Annotated in this window: 10 protein-coding genes; 2 read left to right on the top strand and 8 right to left on the bottom strand. The window is 36.8% G+C overall.

Going from position 1 to position 13,440, the window contains the following annotated elements:
* The first annotated feature begins 4 nt into the window (after positions 1–4).
* Entirely contained in the window at positions 5–868 is an 864-nt protein-coding gene (rsmI, locus tag Q9M50_09315; protein ID MDQ7090830.1) for a 16S rRNA (cytidine(1402)-2'-O)-methyltransferase, read from the top strand.
* Between the two features lie 15 nt (positions 869–883).
* Here rsmI and Q9M50_09320 read toward each other — a convergent pair whose 3' ends face one another.
* From Q9M50_09320 to Q9M50_09345, 6 genes are all read right to left on the bottom strand, one after another.
* Positions 884–1,756 (bottom strand): prephenate dehydrogenase/arogenate dehydrogenase family protein, encoded by an 873-nt coding sequence (locus tag Q9M50_09320; protein ID MDQ7090831.1) that lies wholly within the window; start codon positions 1,754–1,756, stop codon positions 884–886.
* Positions 1,749–2,759, bottom strand: coding sequence for a DUF4435 domain-containing protein (locus Q9M50_09325; GenBank protein MDQ7090832.1), 1,011 nt, complete (start codon positions 2,757–2,759; stop codon positions 1,749–1,751). Before Q9M50_09325 ends, Q9M50_09320 begins: the two co-directional genes overlap by 8 nt.
* Positions 2,756–3,661, bottom strand: coding sequence for an AAA family ATPase (locus Q9M50_09330; GenBank protein ID MDQ7090833.1), 906 nt, complete (start codon positions 3,659–3,661; stop codon positions 2,756–2,758). The genes Q9M50_09325 and Q9M50_09330 overlap by 4 nt, the downstream gene beginning before the upstream one ends.
* A gap of 2 nt (positions 3,662–3,663) precedes the next feature.
* Complete coding sequence (gene hisC, locus Q9M50_09335; protein ID MDQ7090834.1) at positions 3,664–4,779, bottom strand: histidinol-phosphate transaminase; 1,116 nt, start codon at positions 4,777–4,779, stop codon at positions 3,664–3,666.
* A 118-nt stretch (positions 4,780–4,897) separates the two neighbouring features.
* The gene (locus Q9M50_09340; GenBank protein ID MDQ7090835.1) at positions 4,898–6,478 is read right to left on the bottom strand and encodes a GTPase; all 1,581 of its coding nucleotides are present in this window, start codon (positions 6,476–6,478) and stop codon (positions 4,898–4,900) included.
* Positions 6,459–8,204: a GTPase domain-containing protein gene (locus tag Q9M50_09345; protein MDQ7090836.1), complete on the bottom strand. Its 1,746-nt coding sequence runs from the start codon at positions 8,202–8,204 to the stop codon at positions 6,459–6,461. Before Q9M50_09345 ends, Q9M50_09340 begins: the two co-directional genes overlap by 20 nt.
* An 80-nt stretch (positions 8,205–8,284) precedes the next feature.
* Here Q9M50_09345 and Q9M50_09350 point away from each other — a divergent pair, with 80 nt between their 5' ends.
* The gene (locus tag Q9M50_09350) at positions 8,285–8,707 is read left to right on the top strand and encodes a hypothetical protein (protein MDQ7090837.1); all 423 of its coding nucleotides are present in this window, start codon (positions 8,285–8,287) and stop codon (positions 8,705–8,707) included.
* Positions 8,708–8,932: 225 nt separating this feature from the next.
* Here Q9M50_09350 and Q9M50_09355 read toward each other — a convergent pair whose 3' ends face one another.
* Together Q9M50_09355 and Q9M50_09360 are read right to left on the bottom strand one after the other, a co-directional pair.
* A complete protein-coding gene (locus Q9M50_09355) occupies positions 8,933–12,058 on the bottom strand; it encodes an efflux RND transporter permease subunit (protein ID MDQ7090838.1) in 3,126 nt (1,041 codons plus the stop codon).
* Positions 12,058–13,179, bottom strand: a complete 1,122-nt coding sequence (locus Q9M50_09360) for an efflux RND transporter periplasmic adaptor subunit (protein ID MDQ7090839.1) — start codon at positions 13,177–13,179, stop codon at positions 12,058–12,060. The genes Q9M50_09355 and Q9M50_09360 overlap by 1 nt, the downstream gene beginning before the upstream one ends.
* Positions 13,180–13,440 lie beyond the last annotated feature (261 nt).

Below are 13,440 nucleotides of genomic sequence, written 5' to 3' on the forward strand. Positions count from 1 at the left end.
CTAAATGTCAGAGAGTTACGGCGAATTATACGTTGTTGCAACCCCAATAGGCAATTTAGCAGATTTTAGTTATCGCGCGGTAGATACTTTACGACAGGTTGAATTAATTGCGGCTGAAGATACGCGGCATGTAAAAATTTTATTACAACAGTATGGTATCACCACACGAGTCGTCTCGCTACATCAACATAATGAAGCCCATGTTGCTCCGCAATTAGTTGAGAAAATTCAGCAAGGCTTATCGGTAGCGTTAGTTTCAGATGCAGGAACCCCTTTATTAAGTGATCCAGGGATGCCTTTGGTTCGATTAGCTAAAGAACAGGGAGTTAAAGTTTCCCCTATTCCTGGGGCTTGCGCGGTGATTTCAGCCTTATCAGTTGCAGGATTACCGATTAATCGTTTTTGTTTTGAAGGTTTTTTACCAAGAACATCCAATGCGCGACAAAACTTTTTTTCAGAGCGGTTAGATTGGTCGATAACGTGGGTTTTTTATGAATCAAGTCATCGAATTTTAGCGTGTTTGGAAGATATGGTGGCTATTTTACCTTTAGATAGGGTTGTGGTGATTGCAAGAGAGATGACAAAGCTGCATGAAACAATCGTTAAAGATACCTTAGTTAATTTGTTGGCGCAGGTTAAAAATGATCCCAATATGCAAAAAGGTGAATTTGTGGTGATTGTTGAGGGCGTTAAAATTGATAAAAAAGAACAAACAATAACGAAGGAACAGACGGACTTATTACAGATTTTATTAAGTGAATGTTCGATTAAAACGGCGGCTTCATTGGCGGCTCAAATAACAGGGATTCGTAAAAAAACATTATATCAGCAGGCTTTATTATTGAAGGAGGGTGTGAGTCATGATTGATCGTTTAACGGTAACTTATTTTTGTTGGTCGAGAAACTGTTGTCTGGAATTTTGAGCATAACTAAAGGTTTCAAATAAGTCGTGCGTTTTATTGTCTTGCAACATGATTTCAATTTGTTCTAATTTATGACGAAATTCAAAGAGTAAAGGAATAATTTCATCTTTATTTGCCATACAAATATCTAGCCACATGGTGGGGTCGCTGGAGGCGATGCGGGTAAAATCATTAAATCCGCCTGCGGCATATTTAAAAATTTCGATAGTTTCATTTTTTTGACCTAATAAATCGGTAAGAGCGTAGGCTAAAATGTGGGGTAAATGGCTAGTCGCCCCTAATACGGTATCGTGATGTTTGATGTCCATGAATGAAACATACGAACCGATAGCTTCCCAAAATGTTTGGATAGTGGATAACGCCTTTTTGTTGGTCTCTTTTAAAGGGGTAATAATTAAGCGTTTATTTTTATATAATTCTATTTGTGCGGCCTCTGCGCCACTTTTTTCAGCCCCTGCAATCGGGTGTGCGGGGACAAAGTTAGTGGGGACAAAACCAAAAACAGTTTGTGCGGCTTTAATGACACTGCCTTTAGTGCTGCCTGCATCGGTGTAAATAGTTTCTTTTGACCAATGTGGTTTTAATTGTTTAAAAATGCGTTCAAAACTGCCGACTGGGGTTGCAATGATGACGCAATTTGCATTTTCAACAGCGAGTTGAATATCGGTGTAATAATGGTCTATGATTTTTAGTTTTTGAGCGTGTTTTAAGTTTTCAAAATCTTCTGGGCGACCAAAACCGACAATGGTTTTGGCTAATTTTTTTTGACGAGCAGATTTAGCAATTGAACCGCCGATTAGACCAACTCCGATGATACATAATTTATTAAACATGAGTCTCTGATGTTTTAAGAATTTCTAAGTAGGCTTGAATATCATCTTCTATTTTTTGGTATAAATTACAACCTTTAAATTTATCATTGTTAGCTAAAAGACAGGTAACATGAGTACTTGAATTATGAAGACCACCTTTATTAGTCTTTAATTCAGCTTCGTCTTTAGCTAAAGTTGTAATGTATTCTTCGTATTGGTTTTTTAGTGTATTACAAATGACGACAAGAAATTTTGAAATAAAGTCATAAAGGTTATGACCGCGCATAAATAAATAGGCATTCTCTCTATTCAAACCTAATTCATCTAGTTGCTTAGAAAATTCAATAGGAATATCTTTATCAATTAATGTTTTTGATTTTTCAGAAATAGATTTTTCAATAAGGTTTATTTTTTCTTTCCAATTATTAGAATTTATAGTGTAGTCTTTAGGTTTTTTATCCCCAAAAGTTACAATTTTACCAAACTCATCTCTTGAAAAAGTAGATTCATCACCTATACTGTAATAATATAAGTTACAAACAAGAAAATTGTAGATAATGCCAGAATAATCTTTTAAAAACTCAGCTAAATTTACGGTATCATCTGTGTTATTAGTTGCTCTGATACAAAGAGAGTTAAGACTTTCTGCGTAGCATTTTAAATTTTCTATGGCATACGCATAAGTTTGAAAAATATAGGGGTTATGATTAATTTGGTTAGCAATTTTTGATTTTAAAAGATAGTCATAATCACTGTCTAAACAAATAATAAAATTTTGAGCGGTTTGTGAAAATAACTTTATTAGCTTATCCTTCCCTGTTGTAAGGTTATTTTCTGAATAAGGTGAAATATCAAATTTAATATTATTTTGTTTTTCATAAGGACTTAAAATACCATGCCAAAATCCAACATCAGAAAACCCTTCAACATAAACAAGAATTTCTGCTGGCTTAGATTTTTGTTGAGTACGATTAAACGCATTTCTCCGTTCAGAATCAAGCGCGTAATTTTCAAAAGGGGTCATAGCCGCGTGTTATCCTTAACAATGAGATCTTGAAGGTTGAATACGTTATCTAGCCATCCATGTACGATAATATCGGGCGAATGGGTTGCAATAATGAGTTGTACATTAGGGTTAAGTTCACGAATATATTTAATCAGTTTTCTTTGCCATTCTATATGTAATGATATTTCAGGTTCATCCATAAATAAAATAAATGGTTTATTATCTTGGATAAGAACCGTTAATAAGATAATTAAAAGCTGTTTTTCACCTGAGGATAATTGATAAGTATTAATTTCTTTATTGTCTAATAAAAATGCTAGTTCTTCTTTATTGGCATTAACTCTTTTATGAGTTTCCAAAAACAACTCATCAATAATAGCTAAAAAACGAATATGTGTAGCACGATTAACTTCAGAATTTGTTTTATAAATTCTGACTTGATATTTTGTATATTCTTGTTGTAGTAACCATAATTCCCAATCTAATTCTGTTTGAACGTGTCTACCTGCTTTTTGTAAAAGTTCTAGTGGCTTTGCTTCTGTATCAAAAGTGCTAATAAAATCTATATTAATTCTTTTCTTAAGCTCATGTGGTGGTTGCTGGGGGGAGTTCGTTTTAATTTCAAATTTTGGTTTACCTGATGTTTCTTCATCATCTGGTATCGTAAAACTTTTTAAACGAAGCCACACTCCATTGTTTAGAAATAATTTAATATGATCTAATCTTTCAGAATATATATTAGATTTAACCGATAATGCTTGGTAAAGGCTATTTAAAATAGTTGACTTCCCACTCCCATTCCCCCCTGCAAGCACATTAACATCAGGATTCAAATTCCAAACAATATCGTATTTCCCCAAAAGTCCTGTTATTTCTAACTTAGTTAAATGTGTAATTTGATTATCTATAGATTCAGTCATGATTAAATATCCGTTAGACTAGTTTTTAAGCTATTAATAAAAAACTGATTTTCTTTTTCAGTTCCAATACTAATGCGTAAATGATTCGGCATTTCATAAATTCCCCCAACAGGACGCACAATCACCCCTTTTTGTAATAAGGCTTCATAAATTGGCATCGCAGGCTGTTTAAAATCAATACTGACAAAATTACCCGCCGACGGTATCCATTTTAAATCTAAAAATTCAAAAGCTGTGGTTAATTGTTTCATGCCTTTATTATTGGTTTCTACCGCTAATTGTAAATACTTTTCATCGGCTAAAGCGGTTTCTGCGGCAACTAATGCTAAGACATTATTATTAAACGGTTGGCGAACTCGATTTAATAAATCCGCAATTTCTGGACTAGATAAACTATAACCTATCCTTAATCCAGCGAGTCCATAAGCTTTAGAAAATGTTCTAGTGATGATTAAATTAGGAAATTCGCTCAACCCACTAATCGAATCCGCGCGTTTATCATCAGCGATAAATTCAAAATAAGCTTCATCTAACACACATAATACGGTTTTAGGTAATGCACTTATAAAGGCTTTAATCGCTTCAGGTTTTAATAATGTTCCCGTCGGATTATTAGGGTTGGCAATAAATACTAAGCGGGTTTTATTATTGACCGCGTTTAGCATCGCCTCTAAATCATGCCCATAGTTTTTAGCAGGAATTACTCGTGCCGTTGCCCCCACTGCTTGCGTAACAATCGGATACACCGCAAACGCATGTTGTGAATAAATAATTTCTAAATCAGGATTAACAAAGGTGCGAGTAATAATTTCTAATAAATCATTTGAGCCATTACCCAAGGTAATTTGTTCAATGCCCACGCTTAATTTTTTAGATAAGGCCGTTTTTAAATTAAAACCACTGCCATCTGGGTAACGACTTAATTCAGGTAAAACTTTAGTAATAGCTTGGGTTATAGTAGGGTTTATGCCTAAAGGACTTTCATTTGAGGCTAGCTTAACAATTTTTCTTAAGTTTAATTCACGCTTTAACTCATCAATCGGCTTACCCGGTGTATAAGGAATAAGTTGTTGTACGCCCTTTAGAGCAAGGTCAAAAATAGTTGATGTGTTTGTCATGGGATTAATAAAAATTTTAAAATGAAGCGAGATGGCGGAATTTAAAGATCACTAAATTATACCATTCTGTAACGAGGGGTTGATTTTATATGGCGAGTCAGCCATTCTTACGCGTTCTTTATTTAGGTATAATTCGAGTCAATACGCCTTTTTTATCAGGAATTTCATTATTAAGGCCACATTGTTGAATAGTCAGGGTTAATTCCACTATAAACTGCTCTTGTTGTTGTTGCATCCCTTCTAATGTTAAATCAACGGCCTCGCCAATATGATCGGTCGCTAATTCTAATCCTTGATTCAATCCTCTTAAGGCGGCTTTTTGAAGGGAGGGTTGCATCTTTTTATGGATAAAATAAGGTAAGAGCCAACTAATACCGATTAATAAGCTGCTGTGTACGGCAAAATCAATGCCTAAATAATCTTGCTTATCTTGCGCACTTTGATAAAACCCTAAAAATAGCTGATAACCCACGCCACTCATGGTGAGTAATGGAAATACAATTTCACAAAATCGACTCAGTTTTAATAACCCACGATGAAGAATATTTCCCGGATTAATTAAGGCCTGCCGACAACGTAATTCTACTTGCTGATCTAGGGTGTCTCCGACACGGGTTCGGATGGGGGTTAAATTTTTTCGTAATGGAATGGTTGCAAGCTTTAACTGGTCCGCCGTTAATATAAGTTCATCTAAAACATCATCAAAACGATTCTGCGCCCATGTTCCCCATAAATAAAGTGGATTTTTTTTAGCCGATAATTGCCCTTCTTTTTCAGCATATTGGCTGGCATATTGACTCATTTCCCAACTAAACCCGTCACTCAAACTATTTTTTGTAGACAGCCATTGTTGTTTCCAGTGCTGGCGTAATTCAATGAAATCCTGCTCACTCCCTAATAAAGGTAAATAGTGTTGCAGTTGCTGTTGTAGCTGTTGCTTTTTAATGTGTGAACTCTGTTGTTCTAATTGACTAATGGTATTTTTAGTGGCTAAGGCGGTTATAGTCTCTAGGAGGGGGGGGAACTCATCATCGGCTTGCTCGGTACAACTACTCCGAAAAATAAGGGGATCATTAAATCCCGCTTCTGTAAGTTGATTTTTAAAATCCTCATATTGTTCAATTTGCCCTAAATCCCATTGATTGAAAACAAATAACCAGCCATGTTTTTGACCTTCAGAAAGTAATAATTGCCATGCTTTATGGTCACGGTAACGATCAGGACTCACGACATAAATGAGTACATCGATGTGAGGGAGCCATTGTAAGACCAACTGTTTATTGGCTAATTCCGTACTATCAAAATCAGGCATATCAACCCAGATGATATTTTTATGGGTGTCATCCGTATGTGAGGCGGTTTTAATTTTATCTAAAGGAAATTTTTCAGGAAGGCTTTGGAGCGATAAGGAATAATGATGATACAAGGTTACTTCATAGGAGGTCGGTCTTTCAATTCCTGTTTTCGCGATGGCCTGTTTCGCTAGACGATTTAACAACGTACTTTTACCCACCCCTGTTCCGCCCATAAAGGCGACAATTAAAGGTCTTTCATCCGTTGAGGACAGTAACGATTGCGGTGAGGCTTGTTCAATGGTTAAAAGAGGGGCTAATTGCTCGGTTTCTAGCCAATGGTTTTTTTCTACCTGTAATGCCCAGTCTTTACTTTGTTGTACTAATTCAGAGTATTTGTAATCCATGTTTTTTTTCTACACGCTGTTTCTCAGCCATTGCGAGTTGCTCAGGAGAAATATTAAAGTGATTATCTGTTGTCATTTGTTCGGGTAATTGATAAAGCCAGTGTTGTAGGCAATCAATAAAAAGCTGTTGTTTAACGGTTTCAAGTTGATGTGTTTTCAATTGTTTTTCGGTTTTATTCATATAACTCCCGAGGGCTGTTTCCGTTAACAGCGAGGTCAATGATAACATGGCGGGGGTTAGCACTAAGTCATGAATACCAATCCCCCCCGTTTTTATCACTAATGCAATCGTTGCCGCATCGACACTTAAACGGGTGGTTCGTAAACTATTTAATATTAGGGGTTTTTGCTGCAATTTTTTATATAAACGGTGGGCCGTGGCTTCAATATCTTGTTGAAAATTTTCATGATAATGGTCTACTTGTAAGCTAAAATCTTCTAGTATTTGCTTACGTTGTTGTCGTAATAAACGATAATTTTCTTTCCACCAGCTATTTTTTTGAGAGTCGGTATCTATTTTATCTAACAAGTGTTCGGTGAGTTGAATGAATAAGTGTTCCGCTTGTTGGTTTAATAAAATTAACTCTTTCGAATGAAGACCGTGCTGGGGTGTGGTTTTTTTTAAGCGTAATAAACTTCTAATCGGCCAGGTTAAAATACGACGTGTTTGGGTTAATACAGTTGCAATACCTGGAATTTCTAATAAATTAAGTAACTCTATTAAGGTTTGTTGAAAGGTTTCATAATAATGGGGGTGATTCAAATAATCTCGTTGGTAGCCAATTAAGGCGCGATCAATTTGTTTGGAAACGAGACGTTGCCATTCATCGGCGGCTTGATGCTCAGCAATAACGGGTGCGAGCCACGTAGACCAATAACGACGAATTAAGTTAGATTGGTACCGAAAATGGTTACGTTTAACCGCTTTTTTCGCTAATTGGTAAATAAGATCGTCATATTTTTGTTGCCAATGCGGGCGATTTGTTTGTTTATCATAAAACAGGGGAATCGTTTCAGGAAAAACATCGGTTCGTGCCTGTTGCCATTTTTGTTTGAGTGAACGCGTGATTATGTTTTCGGTGTTTTCAGGTAATTTATTAATACAAATTAAAGTGGGCTGATTAAAGGCTTCAATCAATGATATCATTTCCCAAACCGATTGATCGGCATATTTTTCTTTGCTTAACACTAAAATAATAATATCCGCTAATGCGATCGTACGAATGACCCCTTCTTTATAATCAGGGGCGTGGATCGAATCAAAATCGGGCGTATCCCATAAAATACAAGGGGGTAATAAAGGCGCGTCGATTAAGTTTTCAGAAAGGGCAAAACAATCATACCGATTAGCGGATAATTCTGATGGGGCCAGTTGTTGGTAGCGACCAAAATAATGCTGTAAAGCGGTTGTCGCGTTTAATGAAACACCCGCACAAAAACCTTGGGGATGAACGGTATAACCTGCCAAGGCACTCACCCCTGCAAGCGGATTATTAAGTAGACCATTGCACACCGAGCTTTTACCTGCTTGCGTCGGTCCTATGACGGCAATTTGTAAAGGAAGCTTGAATTCAGCGTCTAAAAGATCGCCCTTACGGATAAATGCTTCGGCAAAAATAAGTTGTTCAAGTCGCTGCTGAAAGGTTATGGCATGTGCGCTTTTATGATCTAATTGGGATAAAAGTGTTTGGTAGCGTTGTCTTAAAAGGGTGATAAAATTCAGCATAAAAAATAGGCTTAGGTTTATAATAACCAAGTTTTTTACTTTGGCTTATAGTGTAATTAATAATTTTTGAGGATAAATGAATGAAAAAAATTTCGATGTTAGTGCTTGTTTTTGCTTTACTTTCTTTATTAGGGTGCAATAAAGGTAGCGAAGTCAGTGGACGTAGTATGCGCAGTGCTTATCGTTCGGTAAATTATATTAAAAGTCGTTTGTCTACTGAAATGCGGATTGAATTTGAGATGTCCTTTTGGATGTTGAAAGATGAAATTAAAGATCAGAGTGACTTTCTTGATGAGGTCGGAGGCAGTTCCGCCGAGGAGCTCATTGAATTAGGTAAAGCATTATATCAAAAACGTAAAAATGAAGGCTATAAAAACTATGACCAATTTGATAATTGGGATCAAATGATTAGTCATTATGCACAGGAAAGACTGGATCAAAACAAACGTAAGAAAAAAACAGATACTCGTGATACCGGTAATAGTGTTATTTATGATTTGTAGTTTTTAATGGATGTTACGCAAAAAATTATAAATAGTTAAATAATAGGCAATAAACATTTTTGTTATTTGGAGTGAAAAAACAAGTTTTTTCACAGACCTTTAAAATCGAAGTATTGGACTCCGTCGATATATGCAAACGTAAAAAAATTTGATTTTCACTTCTCTGCGTAACATCAGTTTTTAAGAGACGCGATCGTTCGCGTCTCTTAAAAATAGGATTATTTTTTAGTCATTGGATTTGATACGTTTCCATAAAACGGCAATATCATCAATAATTAAATATAATGACGGGAGTAATACGAGAGTAATAAAGGTTGCAAATAAAATTCCAAAACCGATTGAAATGGCCATAGGGATTAATATTTTAGCCTGCCGTGATGTTTCTAATATCATTGGAAACAAGCCTAAAAAAGTGGTCATCGTGGTTAAAATAATGGGTCTAAATCGTTGGATAGCCGCCATTTTAATTACTTCAAAGGCTGGTTTTTGCGTTTTAGCTCGCATTTGATTGGCTGAATCAATTAAGACCAATGAGTCATTCACGACAATTCCAGAAAGTGCCACAACCCCTAATAAACTTAAAACACTTAAATCATAACTCATGATTAAATGGCCAAAAATAGCGCCAATAATGCCAAAAGGGATACTAATAATAACAATAAAAGGTAAAATATAACTTTGAAATGGAATGGCTAACATGGCATAGATAATAATAACGGCAATCACAAAACTTAGTTTTAAACTGCCTAAACTATCGGTCATTTCAGCTTGCTCGCCTTGAAAACTATAATTTAATCCTGGAAACTGTTTGAGCAGTTCGGGCAAATCGGTTGCTTTCAGACTATTAATAACATCGCCTGTTTTTGTTTTAGGAGAAACTCCCGCTTTTACTTGAACATTACGCTGACCATTACGACGATTAATTTCAGTATAAGCGCGTCCTCGTTCTATTTTAACGACCTCTGTTAAAGGGATTTCTTTTCCCGAATCGGTCCATAATAATAAGTCGGTAATGTTTTGTTCTAAAATACGCTCATTTTTAGGAAGTCTTACCATAATTTTAATTTCATTACGTCCGCGTTGTTGGCGAGCGACTTCACTTCCATAAAATGCATTGCGGATTTGGCGAGCAACATTTTGCGCACTAAAGCCTAAACTTAATCCCTCAGGTAACAATTTAAAATCTAACTGGGGTTTACCCAAACTAAAGCCATCATCAATATCCTTAGTAATAGGGTAGGAGCGTATGGCATCGGCCAATTTTTTACTGGCTTTTTCAAGGATAGCCATATCTTGATGGTTTAATTCGATGGTAAGAGCCGCGCCTGCCCCAGGTCCGCCCGCATTGGATTCAAATAATAAGGAGTCTACTCCGACTAATTCACCTGTTAATTTACGCCAACGCCGACTAAACTCATCCGTCCCCATGATTCTTTCACGAATTTCAGGTGCGGCTAAATACACTTTGATGGATGCGACATGGGTGCCGTTTTTACCAATTTGAGAAAAAATGCCTTTGATTAATTGATCGCCATCAGGAACATCTTTGATAACCTGCCGTGCATGTTGGGTTAATATTTTAACGGCGGCTTGGGTTTTTTCAATGGGGGTTCCGTAAGGTAAGGTAATGGTTGCTTGGGAAAAATTAGATTCTGTTTTTGGAAATAAACTCATTCCCATGCGGCCACTCGCGGCATAAGATAAGACCGCGACTAATAATGAAAACGCAATAATGGTGGTTAGATAGCGATGTTTTAAAATACCCTCTAAGGCTCCGCCATAACGATGGATCGTCCATTCTTTAAAGGCATCACTAAATTTTTGTTGGTTATCAAATAACCAACGTTGAAATCCTGTCCGTTTTAATGGTTTTAAATGCCCTAGGTGATTGGGAAGAATTAATAAGCTTTCGGCTAAGGACAATAAAAAAACAGTCACGACAACCAACGGAATCATGAAGAACATTTTTCCAATGAGACCTGGAATAAAAAATAGTGGCATGAACGTTGCTATATTTGTCAAAATACTAAAGGTAACAGGTTGCGCCATATCACGGGCTCCTTTGATTGCCGCTTCTAAAGGGGGGAGTCCGTTTTGACGGTGATGATAAATATTTTCCCCAATGATAATCGCATCATCAACAACGATACCCAAGGCAATAATAAAGGCAAGTAACGAAATCATGTTGATCGTTACGCCTAATAAAGGTAAAACTAAAAATGAACCTAAAAAAGCAATGGGAATCCCCATCATCACCCAAAATGCGAGGCGTAATTCTAAAAATAAGGCCAACGTAAAAAAAACTAAGAGCAATCCCATAGCGCTGTTGCGTAATAATAAATCAACCCGTTGCGCATAAATTTCTGACATATCAAAACGAATTTCAGCATGGATCCCTGCGGGCAAGCTTTGTTTTGACGTTTTAATTTTGGCTTTGACCGCATCTGAAACACTGATAGGGGTTTGGTTACCCACACTAAAGGCCAATAGCATGATGGCGGGTTTACCATTATAGGTGGCTGAGTAATCGGTTTCTTGATAGCCATCTTTGATGACGGCAATATCTTCAAGTAAAACTTCACTGCCATCCGCGGTAATAATGATCGGTAAACGCGCAAATTGTTGTTGATAATCTTTACGCTCTTTCATGCGAATTAAAATTTCACCCGCTTGAGTTTTAACGCTTCCCCCAGGTAAATCTAAGCTCGCCTCTTTAATGCGCTGGGAAATGGTGGCCAATGAAATTTTATAGCGACGTAAATTTTCTTGGCTAACTTCGATACTAATTTCCAGTGGTCTTACCCCCGATAATTCAACTTGGGTAATCTCTTTACTTTGTAATAATTGTTTTCGAAAATCTTCGCCTAATTGATGGAGTACCTTTTCATTGGTGTCACCATACAGGACCATTGTCAGCACTTGTTGTTTTTCTGAGATAATGGAAACTTGAGGGACTTCAGCATCTTCTGGAAAGGTCGTAATTCGATCAACTTCTTTTTCTACTTCCTGAACAAGGCGTTGAATATCACTACCTGCCAAGGCATCGACCACAACCATGGCTAACCCTTCGGTTGCTGTTGAGCGAATTTCATCAATGCCATCTAAACCACTTATCGCATCCTCAATCGACAATAATAGGCCACTTTCAATTTCTTCAGGACTTGCTCCTGGATAGATCACTTTAATACTGACTTTATCAAGTTCAAAATCAGGAAAGACCTCTTGCTTCATGGTTTGTAAAAACATCAACCCACCAATAATGCAGGCAAACATAATTAAATTAGGGGCAATTGAATGCGCTGCCATCCAACTAATGGCCCCTAAGGGTTGTGACTTTTGTTTTGAAGACATTAGGTGTTATCCTTCGTTACTGGCGTTGCTTCACGTAAATCCATTCCTTGTACGGGGGTTGATAAGTTACTTTTAATAATCTGTGTATTCTGAGGTAACGCATCTATTGAAAAATAAACTAAGCCTTGCTCTCTCCAAATAGGCGTGACAGGGTGAATGGCTAATTTATTATCGGGGGTCATCAACCACAGCTTATTGCCTTCATGTAAAAGGCTTTCAGGTAATGCGGCAACGTTGTTTAAAGTATGGCCTTGTATTTTTAAACGTACAAATGTCCCTAACATGAGCGGCGGCGAATTTTTATTGTTAGGTTTTTGACTAAGGGGGTCATTCACTTCAACCACAAGTTTAGCCATTCGGCCTTCCTTTTCAACAGAGGCTTTTAAACGTGTAATTTCACCTTGACGATAAATACCTTTTCCCCAGCCTGTTTCATAGGCAATGCGGACACTGGCTCCCTTTTTACTGTTAATTCCAGGTACATTTATCCAACGCAATTTATCAACGGGAAGGGAAACATCAATCCAAAAATTTTTAATACCGACTAATTTTGCTAAGGGTGTTCCTGTTGAAAAGGTTGAAATCCAAGAGCCTACATTGGCATTTCGACTAATAACAATAGCATCAAAAGGGGAATAAGGGCGCGTTCGTTCTAAGTCTAATTGCGCTTGTTTTAATGAGGCTTCTGCCGCATTTAACGCGGCTTTAGCCGCTTGTAAATGGGGCTTTCGTAAAACCAGCTCTTTTTCTTGTGGGGCGAGTTTTGAGCCGAGTAATTGGAATTCTCGCAGCGCAATCGCTTGTTGCCCTTGTTCGAGCTTTAAATTAAAACGCGCTTTTTCTAGGTCACTTTTTCGCTGTGCAATGACTAATTTATAGTCCGTTGGATCTAGGCTTACAATTTGCTCGCCTTTTTTTAGAATTCCGCCTTCAACAAAATTAGGGTTAGTTTTTAACACCATTCCGCTAATTCGTGAGGTTAAGTTAACTTCTTGTGCGGCAATGACGGTTCCCATTGCATAAACACTTAACGTATGATTTTTAAATTCAGGCGTTATTAGCTCAACCAGCATCGTTGTTTTTTTAGACGAGGTACGATTGGCTTGAGGTTTTGAACTCATCCAATAATAAGAAAGACCTCCTGCTATCAAAATAACAAGAATTGAAGGTAACCATTGGAATAGAAATTTACGCATGGGAATAATTTAATAATATTAATAATATAAAGACATACTTTGCAATAGTTCGGACAGTTTTTGTAACCCATTGATTTAAAAAAGAATTTACCAACACATCTCGTAAATATAAAACCCTTTAAAATCAATGCCTTATAGAATTAAGACCGCTATCTTTTTTAAAACTGTCCGAAGTATTGACTTTGT

This window comes from Methylococcales bacterium (assembly GCA_030949405.1).
Taxonomy (GTDB): domain Bacteria; phylum Pseudomonadota; class Gammaproteobacteria; order Methylococcales; family Methylomonadaceae; genus WTBX01.